19 protein-coding genes are annotated in these 25,224 nt (G+C 60.8%); 12 read left to right on the forward strand and 7 right to left on the reverse strand.

Annotated elements, in window-relative coordinates; translation table 11 throughout:
• Window positions 1–66: 66 nt before the first annotated feature.
• The 3 genes from QMK55_RS23900 to QMK55_RS23910 are packed head-to-tail and all read right to left on the reverse strand — an operon-like array spanning window position 67 to window position 5,080.
• Window positions 67–1,254, reverse strand: a complete 1,188-nt coding sequence (locus QMK55_RS23900; protein ID WP_102356903.1) for an EAL domain-containing protein — start codon at window positions 1,252–1,254, stop codon at window positions 67–69.
• A complete protein-coding gene (locus QMK55_RS23905; protein WP_320330082.1) occupies window positions 1,241–4,054 on the reverse strand; it encodes an ATP-binding protein in 2,814 nt (937 codons plus the stop codon). The genes QMK55_RS23900 and QMK55_RS23905 overlap by 14 nt, the downstream gene beginning before the upstream one ends.
• A 54-nt stretch (window positions 4,055–4,108) precedes the next feature.
• A complete protein-coding gene (locus QMK55_RS23910) occupies window positions 4,109–5,080 on the reverse strand; it encodes a fimbrial protein (RefSeq protein WP_320330083.1) in 972 nt (323 codons plus the stop codon).
• A gap of 179 nt (window positions 5,081–5,259) precedes the next feature.
• On the opposite strand from QMK55_RS23910, the gene QMK55_RS23915 reads away from it, so the two are divergent.
• The 5 genes from QMK55_RS23915 to QMK55_RS23935 all read left to right on the forward strand — a co-directional run bounded on the left by QMK55_RS23915 (window position 5,260) and on the right by QMK55_RS23935 (window position 11,636).
• Window positions 5,260–6,579 (forward strand): HdeD family acid-resistance protein, encoded by a 1,320-nt coding sequence (locus tag QMK55_RS23915; protein WP_102356906.1) that lies wholly within the window; start codon window positions 5,260–5,262, stop codon window positions 6,577–6,579.
• Window positions 6,580–6,808: 229 nt separating this feature from the next.
• Complete coding sequence (locus tag QMK55_RS23920) at window positions 6,809–7,291, forward strand: MarR family winged helix-turn-helix transcriptional regulator (RefSeq protein ID WP_064586973.1); 483 nt, start codon at window positions 6,809–6,811, stop codon at window positions 7,289–7,291.
• Entirely contained in the window at window positions 7,281–8,750 is a 1,470-nt protein-coding gene (locus QMK55_RS23925; RefSeq protein ID WP_320330084.1) for an efflux transporter outer membrane subunit, read from the forward strand. Before QMK55_RS23920 ends, QMK55_RS23925 begins: the two co-directional genes overlap by 11 nt.
• Window positions 8,751–8,764: 14 nt before the next feature.
• Complete coding sequence (locus QMK55_RS23930; protein WP_102356908.1) at window positions 8,765–9,967, forward strand: efflux RND transporter periplasmic adaptor subunit; 1,203 nt, start codon at window positions 8,765–8,767, stop codon at window positions 9,965–9,967.
• Window positions 9,968–10,106: 139 nt separating this feature from the next.
• Window positions 10,107–11,636 (forward strand): DHA2 family efflux MFS transporter permease subunit, encoded by a 1,530-nt coding sequence (locus QMK55_RS23935; protein WP_007961985.1) that lies wholly within the window; start codon window positions 10,107–10,109, stop codon window positions 11,634–11,636.
• A 117-nt stretch (window positions 11,637–11,753) separates the two neighbouring features.
• On the opposite strand, the gene lpxH is transcribed toward QMK55_RS23935, so the two are convergent.
• Together lpxH and QMK55_RS23945 are read right to left on the reverse strand one after the other, a co-directional pair.
• Window positions 11,754–12,506, reverse strand: a complete 753-nt coding sequence (lpxH, locus tag QMK55_RS23940; protein WP_320330085.1) for a UDP-2,3-diacylglucosamine diphosphatase — start codon at window positions 12,504–12,506, stop codon at window positions 11,754–11,756.
• The gene (locus QMK55_RS23945) at window positions 12,503–13,009 is read right to left on the reverse strand and encodes a peptidylprolyl isomerase (RefSeq protein WP_016986556.1); all 507 of its coding nucleotides are present in this window, start codon (window positions 13,007–13,009) and stop codon (window positions 12,503–12,505) included. Before QMK55_RS23945 ends, lpxH begins: the two co-directional genes overlap by 4 nt.
• 249 nt (window positions 13,010–13,258) lie before the next feature.
• Here QMK55_RS23945 and QMK55_RS23950 point away from each other — a divergent pair, with 249 nt between their 5' ends.
• From QMK55_RS23950 to QMK55_RS23960, 3 genes are all read left to right on the forward strand, one after another.
• Window positions 13,259–14,956 carry a glutamine--tRNA ligase/YqeY domain fusion protein gene (locus QMK55_RS23950; RefSeq protein ID WP_320330086.1) on the forward strand — a complete coding sequence of 566 codons (1,698 nt, stop codon included), beginning with the start codon at window positions 13,259–13,261 and terminating at the stop codon, window positions 14,954–14,956.
• A gap of 21 nt (window positions 14,957–14,977) precedes the next feature.
• The gene (gene cysS, locus QMK55_RS23955) at window positions 14,978–16,360 is read left to right on the forward strand and encodes a cysteine--tRNA ligase (protein ID WP_008082133.1); all 1,383 of its coding nucleotides are present in this window, start codon (window positions 14,978–14,980) and stop codon (window positions 16,358–16,360) included.
• 344 nt (window positions 16,361–16,704) lie between these two features.
• On the forward strand, window positions 16,705–17,913 hold the full coding sequence (locus tag QMK55_RS23960; protein ID WP_102357779.1) for an MFS transporter: 1,209 nt from the start codon (window positions 16,705–16,707) through the stop codon (window positions 17,911–17,913).
• Between the two features lie 67 nt (window positions 17,914–17,980).
• Here QMK55_RS23960 and QMK55_RS23965 read toward each other — a convergent pair whose 3' ends face one another.
• Both QMK55_RS23965 and QMK55_RS23970 read right to left on the reverse strand, forming a co-directional pair.
• Window positions 17,981–18,853 (reverse strand): undecaprenyl-diphosphate phosphatase, encoded by an 873-nt coding sequence (locus tag QMK55_RS23965; RefSeq protein ID WP_102357781.1) that lies wholly within the window; start codon window positions 18,851–18,853, stop codon window positions 17,981–17,983.
• Between the two features lie 253 nt (window positions 18,854–19,106).
• Window positions 19,107–20,957, reverse strand: a complete 1,851-nt coding sequence (locus QMK55_RS23970) for a sigma-54-dependent Fis family transcriptional regulator (protein WP_102357782.1) — start codon at window positions 20,955–20,957, stop codon at window positions 19,107–19,109.
• Window positions 20,958–21,338: 381 nt separating this feature from the next.
• On the opposite strand from QMK55_RS23970, the gene QMK55_RS23975 reads away from it, so the two are divergent.
• The 4 genes from QMK55_RS23975 to QMK55_RS23990 are packed head-to-tail and all read left to right on the forward strand — an operon-like array spanning window position 21,339 to window position 25,221.
• Window positions 21,339–22,433 carry an ABC transporter ATP-binding protein gene (locus QMK55_RS23975; RefSeq protein ID WP_102357784.1) on the forward strand — a complete coding sequence of 365 codons (1,095 nt, stop codon included), beginning with the start codon at window positions 21,339–21,341 and terminating at the stop codon, window positions 22,431–22,433.
• Window positions 22,433–23,548 carry an ABC transporter ATP-binding protein gene (locus QMK55_RS23980; protein ID WP_320330087.1) on the forward strand — a complete coding sequence of 372 codons (1,116 nt, stop codon included), beginning with the start codon at window positions 22,433–22,435 and terminating at the stop codon, window positions 23,546–23,548. Before QMK55_RS23975 ends, QMK55_RS23980 begins: the two co-directional genes overlap by 1 nt.
• The gene (locus QMK55_RS23985) at window positions 23,545–24,411 is read left to right on the forward strand and encodes a carbohydrate ABC transporter permease (protein WP_102357787.1); all 867 of its coding nucleotides are present in this window, start codon (window positions 23,545–23,547) and stop codon (window positions 24,409–24,411) included. The genes QMK55_RS23980 and QMK55_RS23985 overlap by 4 nt, the downstream gene beginning before the upstream one ends.
• Window positions 24,412–24,420: 9 nt before the next feature.
• The gene (locus tag QMK55_RS23990; RefSeq protein ID WP_102357788.1) at window positions 24,421–25,221 is read left to right on the forward strand and encodes a carbohydrate ABC transporter permease; all 801 of its coding nucleotides are present in this window, start codon (window positions 24,421–24,423) and stop codon (window positions 25,219–25,221) included.
• The last annotated feature ends 3 nt before the right edge of the window (window positions 25,222–25,224 follow it).

The following is a 25,224-nucleotide window of genomic DNA, read 5'->3' on the forward strand; positions in this document are numbered from 1 at the left end:
GATGGGAGAGTCTTTGGACACAGTGACCTCGATAGCAAGTGACGTTCGTCAACACCCGCTTGCGGGTCAATACGCGTTCGCCGGCCCGTCATGGGTCAGCAATTGCTGGAACTGATCCGAAGACACGGCGTGGGAGATCAGGAAACCCTGAACCTGAGTGCAGTCGATCTTACGCAACAGAGCAAGTTCTTGCGCGGTTTCCACGCCTTCGGCCACCACCGTCAGGCCCAGCTGGCGCCCGAGGCTGACAATGCTGGTCAGGGCCTGGGCCAGTTCCTCGTTGGCGTTGCAGCCTTGCACCAGCGTGCGGTCGATCTTCAACTCGGTGAAGGGCGCCGACACCAGGTTCATGTACGAGCTGTAGCCCTTGCCGAAATCATCCTGGGACAGGTCGAAGCCCTTGATCCGCAAGCGGCAGGCGCCGGCGTAGAAGTTGCTGATGTCATCGGGCACCGAGCATTCCATCAATTCGAAGCAGATCCGTGCCGGCAGGCCTTGATGGGCCAGCACGAACGCGAGGATGCGGTCGGGCAGGTCATGGCTGTTGAGCAAGTGCGTGGGCAGGTTGACCGACACCGGAATGTCATAGCCCTGCTGGCGCCAGACGATCTGCGCGGCGATCGCCTGTTCCAGCACCCGCCACAGCAGGCGTTCTTCGAGACCACAGGCGACCAGCGCCGGCAGGAACGCCCCGGGCAGCAGCGTGCCATGCTCGGGATGCATCCAGCGCACCAGTGCTTCGGCCGCCACGATCCGGCCATTGCTCAGGGCTTTCTTGGGTTGGAACCAGGCTTGCAGCTCGCCATTGTCCAGGGCCTGCAACAGACTCTGGCGGTCGATGCCTTCGCGGGTCTCGGCCGGTGCGGTCTGGCGCAGCGCCTGCAATTGATCGATCAGGCAGCGCAGGGCGGCCGTGCTCACCGGTTTGGAAATCAGCCCGATGACTTTCACTTGCAGGTTACTCGCCACCAGGCTGGCGCCCATCAACATGCGCCGGGAAGCGGCGCTCATGATCGCCAGTGCGGGCCGTGAACGTTGCGCGGCGAGGCCCTGAATGAACTGCACGCCGTCCATGCCCGGCATCAGCAGGTCGGTGAGTACCAGGTCGAAGTCGCGTGTTTTCAGGCAGGCCAGTGCCGCTTCGCCGTCCCTGGCGCAGACCACGTCGAAGACGCCCAGCTCGTTGAACAGGTTCTGCAAGTACAGGTGCTGGAAGGGGTGGTCTTCGACAATCAAAATGCTACAGGGCTTCATGGGCGACTCGTTCGTAGGGAGCCAGGACCGCGAACAAGGCTCGTAGCGTAAAGGGTTTGACCAGGCAGTGATTCATCCCGGCAGCCAGGCACAGGGCGTCTTCACCGCGCATCGCGTTGGCGGTGGCGCCGATGATCGGGATGCTGCAACCGAGACGCCGCAGGGCTTTGGCCAGTTCGTAGCCGTTGAGGCGGGGCATGTTGACGTCGGTAAGGACGATGTCGAATGCGCCGTCGTGCCACAGCAACAACGCTTGCTCGCCATCGCTGGCCAGCGCCACTGTGCAACCGAGCTCTTCGAGCTGATCGCGCAGGATCAGCTGGTTGATGACGTTGTCCTCTGCCACCAGGATGTGCAGGTGCAACGACCGCAACGCGTGGGGTTCTCGTTGTTGCGGGTGCTGGGTAATCTGGCCGCCCTGAGCCTGGCGGACGGCGCGCTGGATCGCGGCGAGATCATTCAGATTGACCTTCCAGCCGTCACCGCTGAACTGCGGTTCGTGCGCGCCATCACTGCTGGCGAGCACCCGTGGCCCGTGCCATTGCGGGTTCGAAGGTTGTCCGACGGGCGCGGGATGCAGCTCCAGCAGCACAGCTGTCGCGTCGAGCTCAGTGGCGTCAGGTGCGCCGATTTGCGGACGTGCGCCCCAGCGGCGTAACCAGCCGCTGATACTGTCGGCCAGTTCGCGGATGGGCGACACCACGTAGACGATGTCTGCGGCCAATACCGGCGAAGCGACAAGGCAGGCGCCGCAGGAGGGTTGCTCCAACGGCACGCTCAGGGAAAAGCTGCTGCCCAGGCCCGGCTCGCTGACCATGCGCAGCGTGCCGTTCATCAAGTGCGTCAGGCGCTGGCAAATCGGCAGACCCAGGCCTGTGCCGGCGACCACGTTGGTGTTGCCTTCGGTCTGGTAGAACGGCTCGAAAATAAACGCCTGATCGTCATGGGCGATGCCTTTGCCAGTGTCCGACACTTGCCATTGCAGGCATACCCGTTCGCCTTCGCGACCGAGCAATTTGACCCGCAGCACCACGCGCCCGGAGTCGGTGAACTTGACCGCGTTGCTCAGCAGATTATTGAGGATCTGCCGTACGCGGCTGACATCGCCGATCAGCCGGTCTGGCAGTTGCGAGTCAAGGCAGGCGTACAGTTGCAAACCTTTGCTTTGCGCCGCCGCCGCGTAACCCTGCACCACTTCCTGCACCAGCGTCGCCGGGCAAAACTCGCTGAGTTCCAGCGCCAGTTGCCCGGCCTCGATCTTCGACACATCGAGCACGTCGCAGATCAACTGCAGCAACGTGGCGGACGAACCTTCGATGGCTTGCAGGTAACTTTTCTGCTGGCTATCGAGTTGCGTGCGCGCGAGCAATTCCAGGGTGCCGAGCACGCCGTAAAGTGGGGTGCGGATTTCGTGGCTCATGGTTGCGAGGAACAAGGTCTTGGCCTCGTTGGCCGCATCGGCCGACTGCCGCGCCTGCTCCAGCGCGGCTTCAATTTGCCGGCGCGCACTGATGTCGCTGAAGGCACACAGCAACACGTCCTCGCCTTTGTAGCGGGTGGGGGCGCAGCTCAGGTACAGGTGACGGCCGTCGGGGGTCTCGAAATAATCCGTCAGGAACGGCTTGGCCGCGTCGAAGGCATCGCGAATCCAGCCGGCGCCCAGTTGCTTGCCGCAGTCGCCCAGCCACTGCCGGGCGAGGGTGTTTTCCAGCACCACCTGGCCGTCGCTGCGCCGCAACACGCACAGCGCCACCGGGGCGGTCTGGATCACGTCGCGGCTGAACAGCTCGCTTTCCACCAGCGCCTGAATCCGGTGAATTGCCGGGTTGATCACGCGGTGTTCCAGACGCCGGGTCAGCAGGCACACCAGGCTGATACTCAGCAGACAGAACAGCAGCGCACCGAGCATCTGCGGCCATAGCGCCGACAACACCGCGAGCAAGTCGATGGAGTAGGTGAGTTGCCAGTCCGATGATTTCAGTTGCTTGCGCAACACCAGTTGCTCGGGCAACCAGCCAGCACCGACAAACCCGAAGAAGTCCTGCTGCCGCAGCAATGGCAGGTTCTGCCCGGGCGGCGGTTTGTGGCTGTTGCTGAACAACGGCATGCCTTGCGCGTTGAACATGGTGAACTCGCCGGCACTGTGGTCGCTCAAGGCGCTGGAGACTTCGCGGTCGTCCATTTCCAGGCCGAGCCAGCCGGAACTCGCATCGCGCTTGTCCAGGCGAATGAAGATGTACAACTGCGAGTGCCCGTCAGCGGCATGGGTCAGCCAGAGTTCGTTCAGGGCGCTGGTATTGTGGTGCTTGAGGGTTTGCAGTTGCTCCAGCAGGGGCTGGGGGAAATCACGGGTCACCGGGGTTGCGTTGTACAGGCGCAACACTTGGGTCTGCGGGCCACTGCTGACGTAGACCAGGTTGAGTTGCCTGGCCTTGAGGTAGTCGCGCATGCGTTGGGTCAGCCAGATGCTCCATTGCTGGCCCGGCGTGTGCCCGAGCAACAGGCGGATTTCTTCCTCGGAGATCGGCAGATCCAGGTTGGTCATGCGCGTGGCCGACAGACTCAGGCTTTCCAGCAGTGCTTCGCGGGTGGTGAAAAAAGTATGCGCTTCGGCGATGGCGCTGCTCATGTAGCTACGCCGCTGGGAGATCTCACTGTTGAAGGTAAACAGCAGGAAGCTGTACACGCCGCCGAGTATGCCCACCAGCAGCACCAGAGCAAAAATGCGCAACAGACGACGCGCGGTATGTGGCGAGGACAGGATCGGGCTGATCTGATGGAGGTAGTTCTTCAATCTCATCCCGGCACTCTAGGGAGGGCCGGGAGCGCGGAGAATCAGACGATTCCTAGATGGCTACAGGTAGTTGACGATGAAGGTGACTTCGGTGTTGGCACTGCCGGCCTTGAGATCGCCGGTCGGCAGGCGATAGTACGCCGCCGACAAGGGAATCTTGAAGTCGGTGCCGGTGGTGGAAAAGGCGTTGAACGGGTAGGTGGTATCGAAGGCGATGGGTTGCCCGGCGTCGTTCATCAATTGCAGGCCAATGCCGCTGGCGGTAGAGGTGCTGTTGAGGGCGACGATGCCCTTGGTCGCGTCGATGACCGGTGTGGTGGCCTTGAGTGAATAGGTGACTTTCTTGATGCCGGTCTGGCACTGGTTAAGTGCGATGTTGAAACGTACCGTGCGGGGTTTCGCGCCGGCGTCGCTAAACTCCTGGAGTTGATAGTCGTCGCCCATGGCGACCGGCACGGCCGGGGTCTGGCAGGAGGCCGCATTCAACACCAGCGCGTTGGTCAGGTTGAAGTTGTTCAGAATCAGCTCGCCGGCTTTCAGGCTGGCCAGGTTGCCGGCCGGTATCGTGATCTGCGCCGCCAATGGGCCTGACTTGACGATTTCCAGGCGGATCGAGCCTGACGCCACTCCGTAGCCTTTTGGGTAGGTCGAAAAGAGCGAGGGCTCATAACGATCCAGCATACCCATCCAGATACGGAACGACAGCCCGGTCTTGCCCAGCGGGAAGGTCGTTACGGTACCGGTCGGGGTGCCAAACGCGGGATTGACCGCCACGCCATAGAGCGAGCTCGCAGTGCACGACCAACTGTGCGAGTTCGATTGCTGCGCGGTTTCCTGATAAACCACCGTGCCATCCGGTGTGTCGGTGGGGATGGTCAGGCCGCCATTGGCCAGGCTGCCGCCGTAACTGAGCGTTTGCGTGGAGGGGGAGCTGCTGAAGCTACAATTCGCCGCCATCGCGTCCGCCGCGCAGGTCAGCAACGTCGCCGCGACAAGAGTGAGCAGGGGGCGCTGCAGAGTTATTCGCTTCATGAAAAGGGCTATACGTGTCGGCCAAAGAGCGGCGTACGTTAACCACGCGGTTTGCCGATGGACATCAGGCGATTCTTAGAACACGCTCCCGCGAATCCGCAAACGTGACGATGTATTAGACTCACCGAAGCCTGTAAACCGTAAAGGTTGTGCGGCCCCCGGTTCACCAGAGAGGTCATATGGTCCGCTTGAGTATGGTCTTGCTCGGTAATGACTTTGTCCGCAAGCGCTGGTCCGCGCTGGCGCTGACGGGCGTTGTCTGGGGTGCGGCCGGTGTGGGCATCTTCATTGATGCGCTGGACGGTGTTTTGTATTTTCCGCTGCATCTTTTCGGCTATCTGTTGTTGCTGGAAGCGCTGATCCTTCTGCTGGTGCCTGCACCGCAAACCGGTACCGCTGCTGCCCTGCGTAAAGCGCGAGGTATGGCTTTTCTCTTGCTGGGGTTGCTGATCGTCGACCGGCAACATGCTGCCGGGCTGATTCTGGCGGTGCTGTTTGGCGGGGCTTTTATAATCGATGGGGTCTTTCGGCTGGCGGCTGCGGTGGTGGTGCGCTTTGTCGGTTGGCAAGTGTCGCTGCTGGCGGGGTTGTTCGAAATCGGCTTTGGCGTGTTTATCCTCGAACCGTATCCGACGCTTTATAAGGGCACGGTGCCGTTCTGCATTGGCATGAGCATTTTCCTCTCCGGTTGTGCCTTGTTGCAGCAGGCCGTGCGCTTCAAAAAACAGCCGGCGCTGACAAACCCTTCCTCGGTCAGTGTGCCGGCCGACGGCGCGGCGCTGGTGATTCATGTCTGGACACCCAGCGGCACCGTTGATGACACCCTGGTGCGCAACCGCCTGCTCAACCGATATATCGCGGCGGTTGACATCAACGGTGTGATTTCCGCTGGCCACGCGGCCCTCGAATGTGGCCCGGACATTTACATCAGCCATTATCCGCTGGACGACATCGACCGGTCGGCAGGGGATTTTGTGCGCTTGTTGCGGGCAACGCCGAACAACGACGTCGCCGGTCGGTTTCTGCCGGACTATGCCGGCGAGGTGGCTGACTGGTGCCCGTCTTCGGTTCAGGTCAGTTTCGCCCACTACGACGCCCGGCGGTTGCAGGCGTTCTGGACTGAGTATCGGCAGAACAGCACCTACAACCTCACCAGCCGCAATTGTTCGAGTGCCGTTGCCCATAGCCTTGAAGCGGCCCTGGAAGGGGCGATGAACCGGGGGCATTCGAGCATGCGGGATTTCGTCCGAGTCATCATCAGCCCTGAGTTCTGGGTGGCAGCGCAGGTGCGTAAACGCGCCGAGGTGATGGCCTGGACGCCCGGTCTGGTGCTCGACTATGCGCGAGCGTTGCACGCTGCCATCGAGCCCGCGCCGCCGGGCTGGCACAGCATTTATGCGGTGAGCAAGCGTGCCTTTGGGTATGTGGCGACTGCCTTGCGCGGGCGTGAGGTGCATCCGGTGCAGCCGCCACCAGTGCATCCTTCCGACGAGTCCTGACCGACTTCACACCGAGTCGCTCCAATCGCGAGCAGGCTCACTCCTACATTTGAAATGCGTTCCCTTGTAGGAGTGAGCCTGCTCGCGATGGCGTCCGCCTGTGCGACACAAAAACCCACTCCACTGGTCAACTAATTACCAAGCTTCCTAACTATTACGTTGACATTCGCTGCCTAGGCAGTAACATCTCGACATACATTCACTGCCTAGGCAGTTATTAGGTGAGCACATGAAGCACTTCACCCCGGACGAATTCAAACATTGCCATCTCGGCTTGTTGCTTGGCCGTGCCGCGCTGCTCAAGGATCGGATCATCGACACCCACATGGAACCCCACGGCATCACCGCCGCGCAGTTCAAGGTGCTGATCATCATGGCCCAGTTCGGCGTCGATACCCCGGCCGAGCTGTGCCGACACCTGTCGCTGGACAGCGGTTCGATGACGCGCATGCTCGATCGTCTGGAGCAGAAAGGCTTTCTGGCTCGCCAGCGCAGCGAAGGCGATCGTCGTCAGGTGCAACTCAAGCTGACCGAACAAGGCCAGCAACTGGCCGATCGCCTGCCGCACATCGGCGCCGACGCAATGAATGAACTGGCCGGCGCCGTCACCACGGACGAGTTGAAGACCCTGGAATACATCCTCAAGAAAATCCTGCTGGCAGCCGGTGACCCGATCACTATCCAGCGGTTAGGTGAACACAATGAGCGGTAAAACCTTGCGCAGCAGCCTGACCCTGGTGCTGTCGGCGATGATCCTCGCCGGCTGCGCCAACTACAGCGGCCTCGACACTCAAGGCAAAAACCTTGATGCGAAGAGCCTGAACGTCAGCCAGTCCCTCAACGGCGTGACCCTGTCGCCGGCCGCGTGGCCGAAAAGCGACTGGTGGGCAAGTCTCGGCGATCCGCAACTCGACGGCCTGATCCGCGAAGCGCTGCACGACAGCCCGGACATGCAGATCGCTGCAGCCCGTGCGCATCAGGCCAGCGCTGCCGCGTATGCCGCCGACGCCGAACGCTATCCGACCCTCGACGCCAGCGCCGGCATCAGCCGTTCGCGTCTGGCCAAGGACCAGGACCCGCGAGGGCAGGGCGATGCCTATGCCACCGTGCGGAACGTCAGCGCCGGTTTCAATTACAACTTCGACCTGTGGGGCGGCCAGCGTGATGCCTGGGAAGCCGCACTCGGTCAGGCTCGCGCCGCCGAAGTCGATCGTCAGGCTGCACAACTGACCCTCGCCGCCGACGTCGCTCGTGCCTACAGTGATCTGGGCCAGGCGCACATTGTTTACGACCTGTCCAACGACGACCTCAAACGCACCAAACAGATGCTCGATCTGAGCCAGCGTCGCTTGAGTGCCGGGATCGACAGCCAGTACCAGTTCCAGCAAACCCAAAGCCTTGAGGCCAGTTCCGAAGCCAGCCTGATCGATGCGGAAAAACGCCTGAACAGCGCCAAGATCGCCCTGGCCGTGTTGCTCGGCAAAGGCCCGGATCGTGGCAACGAAATCGCCCGGCCGAAAGTTCTGCAAGCCAGCGCTGTAGCGGTGCCGTCGGTGCTGCCGGCGGAGCTGCTGGGCCGCCGTCCGGATCTGGTCGCCGCGCGCTGGCGCGTGGAAGCAGCGAGCAAAGACATCGACTCGGCGAAAACCCGCTTCTATCCCAACCTGAACCTTACGGCGTCCGCCGGTGCCGAATCCTTGTTGGGTGACGCAATGTTCGGTTCGGCCAGTCGTTTCTTCAACATCGCCCCGACCATTTCGCTGCCGATCTTCGATGGCGGGCGCCTGCGCGCCAACCTCGATGCGCGCGACGCCGATTACGACCTGGCGGTTGCGCAGTACAACAAAAGCCTGGTGAAAGCACTGGGCGATGTCAGCGACACGATCAACCAGTTGCGTGATATCGGCCGGCAGATCGGTGCGCAGCAACACGCCACCGACATTGCTCAGGATTCTTACAACACCGTCGTCCAGCGTTACGGTTCCGGCATCGGCAACTACCTGGACGTGCTCAGCATCGAGCAGCAATTGCTGCAGGCCCAGCGTCAGCTGGCCAACCTCAATGCCGAGCAGATCGACCTGTCGATTCAACTGATGCAAGCGCTGGGCGGCGGCTTCCAGGGTGACACCCTGACCGCAGCCAACGCCACCCCAGCCACGCCGCACAACTAATTCAGGTATTTGTCATGGCCACTGCCGAAAACACTCAAACTCAAGACAACACCCCCGACACCGGCAATCCGCGCAAGCGCAAAGTGATGCTGCTGGTGCTGGCCGTCGTGGTCCTGCTCGCCGGTGCCGGCGTCTGGGCGTATCACGAATTCATCGGGCGCTGGAACGAGAGCACCGATGACGCCTACGTCAACGGCAACGTGGTGGAAATCACCCCGTTGGTCACCGGCACCGTGGTCAGCATTGGCGCTGACGATGGTGATCTGGTTCACGAAGGCCAGGTGCTGATCAACTTCGACCCGAACGATGCCGAAGTCGGCCTGCAAAGTGCCCAGGCGAAACTGGCGCGCACTGTGCGTCAGGTGCGCGGCCTGTACAGCAACGTCGATGGCATGAAAGCCCAGGTCAACGCGCAACAGGCTGAAGTGCAGAAGGCGCAGGACAACTTCAACCGCCGGAAAAACCTCGCCGCTGGCGGGGCGATTTCCCAGGAAGAACTGTCCCACGCTCGCGACGACCTGACCTCGGCGCAAAACGCCCTGGCCAATGCCAAACAGCAACTGAAAACCACCAGTGCACTGGTCGATGACACGGTGGTCTCGTCGCACCCGGACGTGATGTCGGCGGCTGCCGACCTGCGTCAGGCTTACCTGACCAATGCGCGCAGCACCCTGATCGCGCCGGTCACCGGTTACGTCGCCAAGCGCACCGTGCAACTCGGTCAACGCGTCCAGCCGGGCACGGCGCTGATGGCGGTGATTCCGCTGGATCAGCTGTGGATCGACGCCAACTTCAAGGAAACCCAACTGCGTGACATGCGCATCGGCCAACCGGTGGACATCGAGTCCGACATCTACGGCAGCAGCGTGAAGTACAGCGGCACCGTCGACAGCCTCGGCGCCGGGACCGGCAGCGCGTTTGCCTTGCTGCCGGCGCAGAACGCCACCGGTAACTGGATCAAGATCGTGCAGCGCGTGCCGGTGCGGATTCACATCAATGCCGAAGAGCTGGCGAAAAACCCGCTGCGGGTCGGCCTGTCGACCAACGTTGAAGTGAATCTGCACGACCAGAGCGGTCCGGTGCTGGCCCAGCAGCCGCCACAAAAGGCCTCGTTCAGCACCAACGTCTACGACCGGCAACTGGCCGAAGCCGACGCGATGATCGCGCAACTGATCCACGACAACAGCGCTGCGGTCAGCAAAACCGCGCAACGCTGACCTGCACTGACCTTGTAGGAGCGAGCCTGCTCGCGATAGCGGTGTGTCAGACCCAGTTTCCACGACTGATACACCGCTATCGCGAGCAGGCTCACTCCTACAGAGGGCCCGGCGCTAATCAGGTTTCACAGGATTGACAATGAGCAATAACGCCTCTTTCACGCCGCCCAGCCTGTTGCTCAGCACCATCGGCCTGTCGCTGGCGACATTCATGCAAGTGCTCGACACCACCATTGCCAACGTGGCGCTGCCGACGATTTCCGGCAACCTCGGGGTGAGCTCGGAGCAGGGTACCTGGGTGATCACCTCGTTTGCCGTAAGTAACGCCATTGCGCTGCCGCTGACCGGTTGGCTCAGTCGGCGTTTCGGTGAGGTGAAGCTGTTTTTGTGGGCCACCATTCTGTTCGTGTTGGCCTCGTTTCTCTGCGGTATCTCGACGTCGATGCCGGAATTGATCGGCTTCCGCGTCCTGCAAGGGTTGGTCGCCGGGCCGCTGTATCCGATGACGCAAACCCTGTTGATCGCGGTCTATCCGCCGGCGAGGCGCGGCATGGCCCTGGCGTTACTGGCGATGGTCACGGTGGTCGCGCCGATTGCCGGGCCGATTCTCGGGGGCTGGATTACTGACAGTTACAGCTGGCCGTGGATCTTCTTCATCAACGTGCCGATCGGCATCTTTGCGGTAATGGTGGTGCGTTCGCAACTGGCCAAACGCCCGGTGGAAACCAGCCGTCAGCCGATGGATTACGTCGGTCTGATCACGCTGATCATTGGTGTCGGCGCGTTGCAGGTGATCCTCGACAAGGGCAATGATCTGGACTGGTTCGAGTCGAACTTCATCATCATCGGCGCGGCGATTTCGGTGATTGCGCTGGCGGTGTTCGTGATCTGGGAAATGACTGACCAGCATCCGGTGGTCAACCTGCGCTTGTTCGCGCACCGCAACTTCCGCATCGGCACGCTGGTGCTGGTGTTGGGTTACGCCGGGTTCTTCGGCATCAACCTGATCCTGCCTCAGTGGTTGCAGACGCAGATGGGTTACACCGCGACCTGGGCCGGTCTGGCCGTGGCGCCGATCGGCATTCTGCCGGTGTTGCTGTCGCCGTTTGTCGGCAAGTACGCGAACAAGTTCGACCTGCGCCTGCTGGCCGGTCTGGCGTTCCTCGCGATTGGCCTGAGCTGCTTTATGCGCGCTGAGTTCACCAACGAAGTCGACTTCCAGCACATCGCCCTGGTGCAGCTGTTCATGGGGATTGGCGTGGCGCTGTTCTTCATGCCGACCCTGAGCATCCTGATGTCGGACCTGCCGCCGAGCCAGATCGCCGACGGTGCGGGCCTGGCGACCTTCCTGCGGACACTGGGCGGCAGCTTCGCGGCATCGCTGACCACGTGGATCTGGATTCGCCGCGCCGATCAGCACCATGCGTACATGAGCGAAAGCATCAGCACCTATGAGCCGGCGACCCGCGAGACCTTGAATCATTTAGGCGGCGCGAGCCAGTCGGCGTACGCGCAGATGGATCAGATCCTCACCAGCCAGGCGTACATGCTCTCCACCGTGGATTACTTCACGTTGTTGGGCTGGGGCTTCATGGGGTTGATTCTGATTGTGTGGCTGGCCAAGCCACCGTTTGCCGCAAAAGCAGGCCCGGCGGCTTCCGGGCACTGATCCCGCAAGATCGTTCCCACGCTCTGCGTGGGAATGCCTCAACGGACGCTCTGCGTTCGGCTCTGGATGGGACGCGGAGCGTCCCGGGCTGCATTCCCACGCGGAGCGTGGGAACGATCATGCGCTTGGGGCGGGCAGGGCTGGCGGCGGGGCGAAGTCGAACGGCGCCAACGCGTAGCCGCTTTCATCCACCTGCAACGCCCAACCCTGGCGATCCCAATCCCCCAGCACAATCCGCTTCGCCGCCTGCTCGCCGAGCTGCAGCTTGTGGATCGCCGGGCGATGGGTGTGCCCGTGGATCAGGGTTTTCACCCCGTACTCCTGCAAGATTCGCGGAATCTCTTGCGGCGTGACATCGACAATGTCGTTGGCCTTCATCCGCGTCTGCGCCCGGCTTTCGCTGCGCAGCTTGCGTGCCAGTTTATGGCGGGTGCTCAGTGGCAGATGGCGCAGGATGAACAGGGTGATCGGGTTGCGCAGGTAGCGACGCAGCTTCATGTAGGCTTCGTCGCGGGTGCACAGGCTGTCGCCGTGCATCAGCAAGACCGGCTCGCCGTAAAACTGCACGACACTCGGGTCCTTCAGCAGCGTGCAGCCGGCTTCTTTGCAGAACGCCTTGCCGAGCAGGAAGTCGCGATTGCCGTGCATCAGAAAGATCGCCGTGCCGCTGTCGCTGAGTTCGCGCAGGGCTTGGCAGATGGAACGCTGGAAGGGCGTCATGGCGTCGTCGCCAATCCACGCTTCGAAGAAGTCGCCAAGAATGTACAACGCACTCGCCGAGCGGGCGCGTCCAGCGAGCAAATCCAGAAACGCCCGGGTAATGTCCGGGCGCTCCTCTTCCAGATGCAAGTCTGAAATCAGCAATATCACGCTTCGATGATCTCGGCTTTCTCGATGATCACGTCGTCTGCTGGTACGTCCTGGTGGCCGGACTTGGAAGTGGTCGACACACCTTTGATCTTGTCGACAACGTCGGTGCCAGCGGTCACTTTACCGAATACTGCGTAGCCCCAGCCTTGCACGTTCTTGCCGCTGTGGTTGAGGAAAGTGTTGTCGGCAACGTTGATGAAGAACTGCGCGGACGCCGAATGCGGCTCCATGGTGCGGGCCATGGCAACGGTGTATTTCTCGTTGGAAAGACCGTTGTCAGCTTCGTTCTGGATGCTTGGACGCTTGTCTTTCTTTTCTTTCATGCCTGGCTCGAAACCACCGCCCTGGATCATGAAGTTGCCGATGACACGGTGGAAAACGGTGTTTTCGTAGTGACCGGCGTTGACGTACTCGATGAAGTTGGCGACGGTGATCGGCGCCTTTTCAGCGTTCAGTTCGATGACGATGTCGCCATGATTGGTGGTCAATTTAACTTGAGTCATGATCGCTACTCTTTAGAGGAATTCGTGGTTTTGGGACATCGAGCCCCAAAACCGGTTCAGCCAGCGTGGGCCAAGGTGCGCAGTTTAGCGTGACAGGCGCGAATTTCGAGGCTGTTTTTCAATTCCCGGCGATTAAATGCGCTCCTTTATAGGCCGTGCTCTGTCAGCCCCTTGACAGCATCGGCTATGATAGCGGCTTTGTTTTGTCTGGCCCCCTCTGCGGCCGCGCACATGTAAGTCAAGGATCCTATGAGCAAGCCCACTGTCGACCCTACCTCGAATGCCAAGTCCGGCCCTGCCGTGCCGGTCAATTTCCTGCGGCCGATCATCCAGGCAGACCTGGACTCGGGCAAGCACACCCAGATCGTCACCCGTTTCCCGCCGGAGCCCAACGGCTACCTGCACATCGGCCACGCCAAGTCGATCTGCGTGAACTTCGGTCTGGCCCAGGAGTTCGGCGGCGTCACGCACCTGCGTTTCGACGACACCAACCCGGCCAAGGAAGACCAGGAATACATCGACGCGATCGAAGCCGACGTCAAATGGCTGGGCTTCGAGTGGTCCGGCGAAGTGCGCTACGCCTCGCAGTATTTCGACCAGTTGCACGACTGGGCTGTCGAGCTGATCAAGGCCGGCAAGGCCTACGTCGACGACCTGACCCCTGAGCAGGCCAAGGAGTACCGTGGCAGCCTGACCGAGCCGGGCAAGAACAGCCCGTTCCGCGACCGTTCCGTCGAAGAGAACCTCGACTGGTTCGCCCGCATGCGTGCCGGTGAATTCCCGGACGGCGCCCGCGTGCTGCGTGCGAAGATCGACATGGCTTCGCCGAACATGAACCTGCGCGACCCGATCATGTATCGCATCCGCCACGCGCATCACCACCAGACCGGCGACAAGTGGTGCATCTACCCGAACTATGACTTCACCCACGGTCAGTCGGACGCCATCGAAGGCATCACCCACTCGATCTGCACCCTGGAGTTCGAAAGCCATCGTCCGCTGTACGAGTGGTTCCTCGACGCATTGCCAGTGCCGGCGCACCCGCGTCAGTACGAGTTCAGCCGTCTGAACCTCAACTACACCATCACCAGCAAGCGCAAGCTCAAGCAACTGGTCGATGAAAAGCACGTCAATGGCTGGGACGATCCGCGCATGTCCACGCTGTCGGGCTTCCGCCGCCGTGGCTACACGCCGAAATCGATCCGCAACTTCTGCGAAATGGTCGGCACCAACCGTTCCGACGGCGTGGTCGACTTCGGCATGCTCGAATTCAGCATCCGTGACGATCTGGACCACAGCGCCCCGCGCGCCATGTGCGTGCTGCGTCCGCTGAAAGTCGTGATCACCAACTACCCGGAAGGCCAGGTCGAGAACCTCGAACTGCCGCGTCACCCGAAAGAAGACATGGGCGTGCGCGCTCTGCCGTTCGCCCGGGAAATCTACATCGACCGTGAAGACTTCATGGAAGAGCCACCGAAGGGCTACAAGCGCCTGGAAGCCGGTGGCGAAGTGCGCCTGCGCGGCAGCTACGTGATCCGTGCCGACGAAGCGATCAAGGACGCCGACGGCAACATCGTCGAGCTGCGTTGCTCGTACGATCCGCAAACCCTCGGCAAGAACCCTGAAGGCCGCAAGGTCAAAGGCGTGATCCACTGGGTGCCGGCCGCTGCCAGCATCGAGTGCGAAGTGCGTCTGTACGATCGCCTGTTCCGTTCGGCCAACCCTGAGAAGGCTGAAGACAGCGCGAGTTTCCTCGACAACATCAACCCTGACTCACTGCAAGTGCTGACCGGTTGTCGTGCTGAGCCATCGCTTGGCAATGCACAGCCGGAAGACCGTTTCCAGTTCGAGCGCGAAGGCTACTTCGTTGCCGATATCAAGGACTCGAAACCAGGTCAGCCGGTATTCAACCGTACCGTGACCCTGCGTGATTCGTGGGGCCAGTGATTCAGCGTCAAGGAAACCAACGTGCTAACGATCTACAACACGCTCACCAAGAGCAAAGAAGTCTTCAAGCCGCTTGATGGCAACAATGTGCGCATGTACGTGTGCGGGATGACCGTGTACGACTACTGCCACATTGGCCACGGCCGCAGCATGGTCGCGTTCGACCTGGTGACCCGCTGGTTGCGATTCAGCGGTTATAACCTGACGTACGTGCGCAACATCACCGACATCGAAGACAAGATCATCAATCGTGCTCGCGAAAACGGCGAGCCGTACGACGCGCTGACCGAGCGCATGATCACCGCGATGCACGAGGACGAGGCGCGGCTCAACATCCTCAAGCCGGACATGGAGCCGCGTGCCACCGATCATATTCCGGGCATGCTGAGCATGATCCAGACGCTGATCGACAAGGGTTACGCCTACGCCCCAGGCAATGGTGACGTGTACTACCGCGTCGCCAAGTTCATGGGTTACGGCAAGCTGTCGCGCAAGAAGATCGAAGACCTGCGCATCGGCGCGCGGATCGAAGTTGACGAAGCCAAGCAGGATCCGCTGGACTTCGTGCTGTGGAAAGCCACCAAACCGGGCGAGCCGAGCTGGGAATCGCCGTGGGGCGCCGGGCGTCCGGGCTGGCACATCGAGTGCTCGGTGATGTCCACCTGCTGCCTGGGCGAGACCTTCGACATTCATGGCGGCGGCAGCGATCTCGAGTTCCCGCACCACGAAAACGAAATCGCCCAGAGCGAAGCGGCCACCGGCAAGACCTACGCCAACGCGTGGATGCATTGCGGCATGATTCGTATCAATGGCGAGAAGATGTCCAAGTCCTTGAACAACTTCTTCACCATTCGCGACGTGCTGGAAAAGTACCACCCGGAAGTCGTGCGTTACCTGCTGGTGTCGAGCCACTACCGCAGCGCGATCAACTATTCGGAAGACAACCTCAAGGACGCCAAAGGCGCACTCGAGCGTTTCTACCACGCGTTGAAAGGCCTGCCGACTGTGGCGCCGGCCGGCGGCGAAGCGTTCGTCGAGCGTTTCACCACGGTGATGAACGACGACTTCGGCACCCCGGAAGCCTGCGCCGTGCTCTTCGAGATGGTCCGTGAGATCAACCGTCTGCGCGAGAGCGATCTCGATGCAGCGGCGGGCCTGGCGGCACGTCTGAAAGAACTGGCGAGCGTGCTGGGCGTGTTGCAACTCGAAGCCGATGACTTCCTGCAGGCCGGCGCCGAAGGGCGTGTCGATGCAGCCGAAGTCGACGCGCTGATCGCTGCGCGTCTGGCGGCACGCGCCGGCAAGGACTGGGCCGAATCCGACCGCATCCGCGACCAGCTCACCGCCATGGGCGTGGTGCTGGAAGACGGCAAGGGCGGCACGACCTGGCGTCTGGCTGACTGATTGCTTGATCGCTGCAAAACAAAACCCGCCTTGTGCGGGTTTTTTTTCTGCTGGTTTGGAGGTTTGTGCTGTTCCCAGATTACGCCCTCGTCCTAACCCCTCTCCCCCAGGAGAGGGGACTGATTGGGGGATGCTGGAGGGATACACCGACCTGAACGTGTTGTGCCGAATCCATAATCGACTGGATCTTTCAGGTCGATGTACAGCGCCAGGCACCTCGGTCGGCTCCCTCTCCCCCTGGAGAGGGCTGGGGTGAGGGATTGCTTTTGACGTTCGCGTAGGTCTTGATGTCGGCAACGCGCTCAGCCGGATGCTGAGCGGCGACGATTTGGAATGGAGACATCATGGCTAATCACTATCGCGAGCTGCTGACGACCCCCGGTGCCACGGGGTTGGTGCTCGCGAGTTCTATCGCGCGATTGCCGCAGGCGATGATCGGCATTGGCATCATTACCATGCTCGTGGAGCAAACCGGTGTTTACTGGCTGGCCGGCGCCGTCGCCGGTACGTTTACCCTGGCCAATGCACTGATCGGCCCGTACATCTCGAAACTGGTTGATCAGCGTGGCCAAAGCCGTGTGCTGCCTGTCGTGACAACCTTCAGCATTGGCATGTTGCTGGCACTGATCATTGCCGTCTACATGAGGGCGCCGGCGGCATTGCTTTTCGTTCTGGCCGCACTGGCCGGGACAATGCCCAGCATGCCGTCGATGATCAGGGCCCGCTGGACGCAATTGTTCCGGGGCAAGCCGCAGCTGCACACGGCGTTCTCTCTGGATACGGTGCTGACTGAACTCGCTTACATCATCGGCCCGCCACTGGCGATCGGCCTGAGCGTGAGCTTTTTCGCCGAAGCCGGGCCCCTTGTCGCGGTCGCACTGCTGGCCGTCGGGGTGACGGCGTTTCTCCTGCAACGCCAGACTGAACCCAAGGTTGTTGTGGGTCATGCGATGCATACGGGCTCAACCCTGCGGATTCCTGGCGTTCCGACCATCGTGCTGGCGCTGTTGGCGATGGGCGCAATCGGCGGCTCAATCGATGTCGCCGTTGTCGCCTTCGCCAATGCGCAAGACTGGCCAGGCTCAGCGACCTTCATTCTCGCAGCCTATGCGTTCGGATCGCTTGTGGCTGGCCTGACGTTCGGCGCCTTGAAGGTTTCCGTGGCGATAGAAAAGCAGTTCTTTATCGGCATACTGGTCACGGCAATCACAGGCGTATTGCCCATGTTCTCTCCTGACGTTTATGTCCTCTCGGCGATGCTGTTTATCGCCGGCATATCGTTTGCACCCACGATGGTCGTGGTGATGAAGCTGGGGACGATCATCATCCCGCCGTCGAGGATCACTGAAGGGCTGACATGGATGACCACCGGCATCAGCATCGGGGTCGCACTTGGCGGCATGCTGGCGGGGTTGATCATCGACGCTTACGGCGCTCGGGCAGGGTTTGGCGTATCGATTTTCGCGGGGGTGGTGATGGTGTCGGTCGTGCTGGTCGGGCTGCGTACATTGAGTGCCGTTGCAACCAGAAGTGTTGAGCCGGCTTGCCCGTAACGTGCTTTGTGGGAAGGCATTAAAAACCAGACCCGCCAAGTGCGGGTCTGGTTTTTTGGGGTTCAAATCAACTCAACAGCCCGCTACTGACCGCAACGATCAGGAAGATCCCCAGCACCGCGCGGTAGATGACAAACGGCCAGGTGGAGAACTTCTCAAGAAAACGCATCAGGCCCCAGATCGCGAAGAACGCCGAAATGCTGGCGATCACCAGACCGAACAGCAGATGCCCCCAGACTGACGCGGGAAGGTCGGCATGGAACAGCACCCACAGCTCTTTCAGGCCCGCGAGCGCAATCGCCGGCAAACCCAGCAGAAACGAGAACCGCGCCGCTTCTTCACGTTTGAAGTCGAGGAACAGTGCCGCCGTCAGCGTCGATCCTGAGCGTGACACCCCGGGAATCAGCGCGCCGATCTGCGCAATCCCGACGATCAGCGCATCACGCAGACGCATCTCGCCCACCGTGCGGCGATGGCGGCACGTAAGCTCGGCAGCGGCCAGCAGAATCGCCATGACCACGCAGGAGATCCCGATCACCATCAGGCCGCGCAGGGGCGAGTTGCAGGCATTGAGCGTCGAAGACAGCGCTATGCCGGCGATACCGATGGGAATCGTTGCCAGCACGATGGCCACTGCGAGGATGAACCATTGATTGTTGAAGTCACGCTGACGCACTGCCTCGACGCTGCCGCCAACCACCTGCCGGACGTCACGCCAAAAATAACTGACCACCGCCGCCAGTGCGGCGAGTTGCATCGCTGCAGAAAACGCCGAGCCGGGATCCGGCCAGCCGAGCAGGGCCGGGACGATGCGCATGTGCGCGGTGGAGGAAACAGGCAGTAACTCGGTGATGCCTTGAATGATGCCGAGGATGCCGATCTGCAGGTAATCCAGAGAGGCAAAGCCGATATCAAGGCCGGTAGAACAGATGTTGGTCAAAGCACTTATCCTGTGAGAATAAGAAAGGAGGGAGGTGTCTGGATCAAAGGCATGGCGAAAAGCTGAAACATTTCGTCATAGTCTAGTCGGTTCGGTCAATGGGGGCGGTTTGATAGTTCTGCGCTGACCGGGCTAAAGCTTTCGCGAGCAAGCCCGCTCCCACATTGGATTTTTGTCATATCTGATTCTTGTGTACGACACTGATCCCTGTGGGAGCGGGCTTGCTCGCGAAGAGGCCCGCCCAGTCAGCCTGTCACTCAGCCTGGCGCAACCGCTTGTAAAGGGTATTTCGGCTAACCCCCAACCGCCGCGCCAGATGCGAAATATTGCCCCCGGCCGCCAACAACTCCCGGTTCAACGCCTCGCTATCATTCAGATCAACCCCCAGCGGCTGCGCCACCTCCACCGGCTCCATCTCCAGATCGACAAAAAAATCATCCGGTAAATGCTCCGGTCGCACCGGTTGCTCCTCGGCCATCGCCAGTGCCACCTGCATCACGCTGCTGACCTGGCGCAGATTGCCTGGCCACGGATGCCGGCTGAATAACTCCAGCACCTCGCGGCTCAGCCCGGCCCATTGCGTCGGTTCACGATGCTGCTCCCACAGGCGTTTGAACAACGCCTCCCTGTCGCTGCGTTCGCGCAACGGCGGCAGCTCCAGGGTCAGGCCGCCGATGCGGTAATACAGATCCTCGCGAAAGCGCCCCAATTGCACCTGTTCACGCAGCGAACGGTTGGTCGCCGAGATGATCCGCAGATCCACCGCGAACAACTCGCTGCTGCCCACCGGCTGCACGCAGCGCTCCTGCAACACCCGCAGCAGCCGCGCCTGAGTCGGCAGCGGCATGTCGCCGATTTCGTCGAGAAACAACGTGCCTTTGTCAGCCTTGCGGATCAGGCCGATGCTGCCTTTCTGGTTGGCACCGGTGAACGCGCCTTTTTCGTAGCCGAACAGTTCTGATTCCACCAGTTCAGCGGGGATCGCTGCGCAGTTGACGGCAATGAACGCCTGTTTGCTGCGCGAGCTGGCTTGATGCAAGGCTTTGACGAAGACCTCCTTGCCGACCCCGGTTTCGCCGTGGATCAGCAGCGGGATGTCTTTTTCCAACAGGCGCTCGGCCTGGCGCACGGCTTTTTCCACGCGGCTGTCGCCAAAGTGCAAGGCGTTGAGGCTGATTGCCCCCGGCGGCGCTTTGGTCGGCGTTGGCGCGGGTTTGGGTTCGGCAAATACCCGAGGCTGAATCGGCGCCTGTTTCGGTCGCTTCAATAAACACTGGAAGCGGTTGCGTCCCGAGGTCTGCAGGGCGAACGGCAAGCCGTCGGGCTGGTTCATCAGCTCCAGCAGCGACACGTTGAACAGGCTCTCGACACTGACCCGCGACAGGCGCACGCCGAGCAGATTGTCCGCCCGGCGATTGGCCGATAGCACCTGACCGCTCTCATCGAAAATCAACAACCCGGCCCACTGACTGTCGAGGTTGTTCAACCCGGTGTTGAAGGTCAGTTGAAAGTGCTGGCCGTGGAACAGGTTGAGGATCAACCGGTTCTCCACGGTCTGACTCATCATCTTGACCATGCCCAGGGTGTGCGAGGGCGGCAGATAGCTGTCGCTGGACACGTCAAGCACTGCGATTACCTTGCGTTCGGCGTCGAAAATCGGTGCGGCGGAACCGGTCATGAAACGGTTGGCCTTGAGGAAATGCTCGTCGTGCTCGATGTGCACCGCTTGTTCGCAGGCCAGCGCTGTGCCGATCGCATTGGTGCCGCTGGCGCGTTCCATCCAGCTCGCCCCGGCGCTGAAACCTCGGGCCAGGCTTGGCTCGATAAACCGCTGGGTGCCCCACGACGTCAGCACCTGGCCCTGATTGTCAGCGAGCATGATCAGGCAGTTGGAGTTGCTCAGGATGTTCTCGTAGTAGGGCAGGACTTCCTGATGGGTGGTCTGCACCAGCGAGTGGTGACGGTCGAGCAACTGCGCGATGCCGCTGGCAGGCAATTGATCGAAGGCCGGAGCGCTTTGATGGTTGAGACCGAAGGCGCGGCAACGTTGCCAGGAAGTCTGGACGAGCGCGTCGTGGGACAACGGCGGGGCAGGTGCGGCCATGGCGGTACGCCTCTGATGCAGCGATTTTTATTGTTGTTATGAACCCAATATTTGAAACACCACAAATCCCCTGTAGGAGTGAGCCTGCTCGCGATAGCGGTCTATCAAACGGATTTGCATTGACTGACACACGGCTATCGCGAGCAGGCTCACTCCTACAGGGATCTTCGGTGTTCATGAGATCGGGCAAAAAAGCGTTCATAGAGTGTTGTTCACGATTGTTCATTGTCAATCGCCTAATTGTTCAAATGTGTTCAGCAATGAACACCCGTCTTCCGCGTTTTCGGCACTTTTCACGACAAATCAACCACTTGCCATTTCTGGCACGAATGTCGCTCTGCTGCACAGGTCGCTTGACTCCAATAATAAAAAGGCCGAGCCATGTCACTCACCCTGGAGCACGTCAGCCGTACCGTCGAGGGCCAGACCTGGATCGACGATGCGTGCCTGAAATTCGAACCCGGATCCTTCAACGTTCTGCTCGGGCGGACCCTGTCCGGCAAGACCAGCCTGATGCGATTAATGGCCGGGCTCGATAAGCCCGACAGCGGCCGCATCCTGATGAACGGCGTCGACGTCACCCAACGGCCGGTGCGTCTGCGCAACGTGTCGATGGTCTATCAGCAGTTCATCAACTACCCGACCATGACCGTGTTCGAAAACATCGCCTCGCCGTTGCGTCAGGCCGGTGTCGCCAAGGAACTCATCCACAGCAAGGTCGAAGAAACCGCGCGGATGCTGCGCATCGAGAAGTTCCTGCAGCGCTTTCCACTGGAGCTTTCCGGCGGCCAGCAGCAGCGCACGGCCATGGCCCGGGCGCTGGTCAAGGATGCCGAACTGATTCTGTTCGATGAGCCGCTGGTCAACCTCGATTACAAGCTGCGCGAAGAACTGCGCCAGGAAATGCGCGAGCTGTTCAAGGCGCGCCACACCATCGCCATCTACGCCACCACCGAACCCAACGAAGCGCTGGCACTCGGCGGCACCACGACGATTCTTCACGAAGGCCGAGTGATTCAGAGCGGCCCGTCGACTTCGGTGTATCACCAGCCGCAAACCGTGCTCGCCGCCGAATTGTTCTCCGAACCACCGATCAACCTGATGCCCGGGCGCATCGCCGGTAACGAAGTCAGTTTCGCCAACTTTGTGCACTTCCCGTTGAACGTCGATCTGCGCCCGGTGGGCGAGGGCGAGTTCCGTTTTGGTGTGCGTCCCAGCCACATCTCGTTGGTGCCGAGCAACGATGACGACCTCGAACTGGCGGTCACCGTCGAAGTCGCCGAGATCAGCGGTTCGGAAACCTTCCTGCACGTGCGCAACGAGCATTTCCTGTTGGTGCTGCACCTGCCCGGCGTTCACGAATACGACGTCGATGCGCCGATCCGCATTTACATCCCGACCCACAAACTGTTTGTTTTCGATGCGCAGGGCCGTCTGGTGCAAGCACCGGGCCAACGTGTCGCGAGGGTTGCCTGATGGCCGAAATCCGTTTGCAGCACCTCGCCCACAGCTACAGCAAAACCCCGGGCGGCGCGGAGGATTACGCGATCCGCGAGATGGATCACGTCTGGGAGCAGGGCGGCGCTTACGCTCTGCTCGGGCCGTCGGGTTGCGGCAAGTCGACCTTGCTAAACATCATTTCCGGCCTGCTCAGCCCCTCGCAAGGGCATGTGCTGTTCGATGGCAAAGCGGTCAACGACCTGACCCCGGAGAAGCGCAACATCGCCCAGGTGTTCCAGTTCCCGGTGGTCTACGACACCATGAGCGTGTTCGATAACCTGGCTTTCCCCTTGAGAAATCAGGGCATGGCCGAGGCGAAGGTGCACAGTAAAGTGCAGGAAATCGCCGAAGTCCTCGACCTGCAAAACCTGCTGAGCAAGAAGGCCCGTAACCTTACCGCCGACGAAAAGCAGAAAGTATCCATGGGCCGGGGTCTGGTGCGCGACGACGTCTCGGCGATCCTCTTCGATGAACCGCTGACGGTGATCGACCCGCACCTGAAGTGGAAGCTGCGGCGCAAGCTCAAGCAGATCCACGAGCAGTTCAACATCACCATGGTCTACGTCACCCACGATCAACTGGAAGCCTCGACTTTCGCCGACAAGATTGCGGTGATGTACGGCGGCCAGATCGTCCAGTTCGGCACGCCACGGGAATTGTTCGAGCGGCCGAGCCACACCTTTGTCGGCTACTTCATCGGCAGCCCGGGGATGAACCTGATCGAGGTGCAGCCACGACCGGGCGGGGTCGGTTTCGCTTCGACGCACCTGCCACTGTCCGACGCCCTGCAGCGGCATATCGAACACGGTCAGTGGAAAAACCTGAAGGTCGGCATCCGCCCGGAATTCATTCACGTCTGGGACGAGCCGTTTGATGAGGCGATGCAGGCCCGGGTGGTACACGTCGAAGACCTTGGCACCTACAAGATCCTCACCCTCGACCTCGATGGCGCGCCGCTGAAGGTGCGTCTGGCCGAAGACAAACCGGTGCCGCAGGGCACGGCGTACATCAGTTTTCCGGCGCAGTGGCTGATGGTCTATGCCGACGAATTCCTCCTGGAAGACACCGACCCTACCGAGGTGCAGCCATGAACAAGGTGCAGAACAACAAGGCCTGGTGGCTGGTGTTGCCGGTGTTTCTGCTGGTGGCGTTCAGCGCGGTGATCCCGATGATGACCGTGGTCAACTACTCGGTGCAGGACATCTTCGACCAGTCCAGCCGCTACTTCGTCGGTGCCGACTGGTACAAGCAGGTGCTGCTCGATCCGCGTTTGCATGACTCGTTGTTGCGCCAGTTCATCTACTCGGCGTGCGTGCTGCTGATTGAAATTCCGCTGGGTATCGGCATCGCCCTGACCATGCCGACCAAGGGCCGCTGGTCGTCGGTGGTGCTGATCATTCTGGCGATTCCGTTGCTGATCCCGTGGAATGTGGTCGGCACCATCTGGCAGATCTTCGGCCGTGCCGACATTGGTCTGCTCGGGTCGAGCCTGAATGCGCTGGGTATCAGCTACAACTACGCGGCCAACACCATGGACGCCTGGGTGACGGTGCTGGTGATGGACGTCTGGCACTGGACCTCGTTAGTGGCGTTGCTGTGTTTTTCCGGGCTGCGAGCGATTCCCGATGTGTATTACCAGGCGGCGCGGATTGATCGAGCCTCGGCCTGGGCGGTGTTCCGGCACATTCAATTGCCGAAGCTGAAAAGCGTGTTGCTGATCGCGGTGATGCTGCGCTTCATGGACAGTTTCATGATCTACACCGAGCCGTTCGTACTCACCGGCGGCGGGCCGGGCAATGCCACGACCTTCCTCAGTCAGACCTTGACGCAGATGGCCGTCGGCCAATTCGATCTGGGGCCGGCGGCGGCGTTTTCGCTGGTGTACTTCCTGATCATCCTGCTGGTCTCGTGGCTGTTCTACACCGCCATGACCCATTCCGACGCCAACCGCTGAGGCCCGGCCATGAGCAAAAGAAAGCTTATTCCGTTGCTGGTGTACATCCTGTTCCTGCTGGTGCCGATCTACTGGCTGCTGAACATGTCGTTCAAGAGCAACACCGAGATCCTCGGCGGCCTGACGCTGTTTCCGCAGGATTTCACTTGGCACAACTACAAGGTGATCTTCACTGACCCGAGTTGGTACAACGGTTATCTCAACTCGCTGTATTACGTGAGCCTGAACACGGTGATTTCGCTGAGTGTGGCGCTGCCGGCGGCCTATGCGTTTTCGCGCTACCGCTTTCTCGGCGACAAGCACTTGTTCTTCTGGCTGCTGACCAACCGCATGGCGCCGCCGGCGGTGTTTTTGCTGCCGTTCTTCCAGTTGTATTCGTCGATTGGGCTGTTCGACACGCACATCGCCGTCGCATTGGCGCACTGCCTGTTCAACGTGCCGTTGGCGGTGTGGATTCTTGAAGGCTTCATGTCCGGCGTGCCCAAGGAAATCGACGAAACCGCCTACATCGACGGCTACAGCTTTCCCAAGTTCTTCGTGAAGATTTTCATTCCGCTGATCGGCTCCGGCATCGGTGTGACGGCGTTTTTCTGCTTCATGTTTTCCTGGGTCGAACTGCTGTTGGCGCGAACGTTGACCTCGGTCAACGCCAAGCCGATCGCAGCCGTCATGACGCGCACGGTGTCGGCGTCGGGCATCGACTGGGGCGTGCTGGCGGCGGCGGGGGTGCTGACCATCCTGCCGGGCATGCTGGTGATCTGGTTTGTTCGCAACCACGTGGCCAAGGGCTTTGCCCTGGGTCGGGTCTGAGGA

The sequence above is a fragment of the Pseudomonas sp. P8_229 genome, from assembly GCF_034008635.1.
Classification (GTDB): Bacteria; Pseudomonadota; Gammaproteobacteria; order Pseudomonadales; family Pseudomonadaceae; genus Aquipseudomonas.

Bases quoted from the DNA above. Each gene is read 5' to 3' on its own strand.
- QMK55_RS23990 (WP_102357788.1), top strand. From the start codon at position 24,421: ATGAGCAAAAGAAAGCTTATTCCGTTGCTGGTGTACATCCTGTTCCTG.
- QMK55_RS23935 (WP_007961985.1), top strand. From the start codon at position 10,107: ATGAGCAATAACGCCTCTTTCACGCCGCCCAGCCTGTTGCTCAGCACC.
- QMK55_RS23985 (WP_102357787.1), top strand. From the start codon at position 23,545: ATGAACAAGGTGCAGAACAACAAGGCCTGGTGGCTGGTGTTGCCGGTG.
- QMK55_RS23945 (WP_016986556.1), bottom strand. From the start codon at position 13,009: ATGACTCAAGTTAAATTGACCACCAATCATGGCGACATCGTCATCGAA.
- QMK55_RS23960 (WP_102357779.1), top strand. From the start codon at position 16,705: ATGGCTAATCACTATCGCGAGCTGCTGACGACCCCCGGTGCCACGGGG.
- QMK55_RS23970 (WP_102357782.1), bottom strand. From the start codon at position 20,957: ATGGCCGCACCTGCCCCGCCGTTGTCCCACGACGCGCTCGTCCAGACT.
- QMK55_RS23920 (WP_064586973.1), top strand. From the start codon at position 6,809: ATGAAGCACTTCACCCCGGACGAATTCAAACATTGCCATCTCGGCTTG.
- QMK55_RS23915 (WP_102356906.1), top strand. From the start codon at position 5,260: ATGGTCCGCTTGAGTATGGTCTTGCTCGGTAATGACTTTGTCCGCAAG.
- QMK55_RS23930 (WP_102356908.1), top strand. From the start codon at position 8,765: ATGGCCACTGCCGAAAACACTCAAACTCAAGACAACACCCCCGACACC.
- QMK55_RS23980 (WP_320330087.1), top strand. From the start codon at position 22,433: ATGGCCGAAATCCGTTTGCAGCACCTCGCCCACAGCTACAGCAAAACC.
- QMK55_RS23925 (WP_320330084.1), top strand. From the start codon at position 7,281: ATGAGCGGTAAAACCTTGCGCAGCAGCCTGACCCTGGTGCTGTCGGCG.
- QMK55_RS23905 (WP_320330082.1), bottom strand. From the start codon at position 4,054: ATGAGATTGAAGAACTACCTCCATCAGATCAGCCCGATCCTGTCCTCG.
- QMK55_RS23975 (WP_102357784.1), top strand. From the start codon at position 21,339: ATGTCACTCACCCTGGAGCACGTCAGCCGTACCGTCGAGGGCCAGACC.
- QMK55_RS23910 (WP_320330083.1), bottom strand. From the start codon at position 5,080: ATGAAGCGAATAACTCTGCAGCGCCCCCTGCTCACTCTTGTCGCGGCG.
- QMK55_RS23950 (WP_320330086.1), top strand. From the start codon at position 13,259: ATGAGCAAGCCCACTGTCGACCCTACCTCGAATGCCAAGTCCGGCCCT.
- QMK55_RS23900 (WP_102356903.1), bottom strand. From the start codon at position 1,254: ATGAAGCCCTGTAGCATTTTGATTGTCGAAGACCACCCCTTCCAGCAC.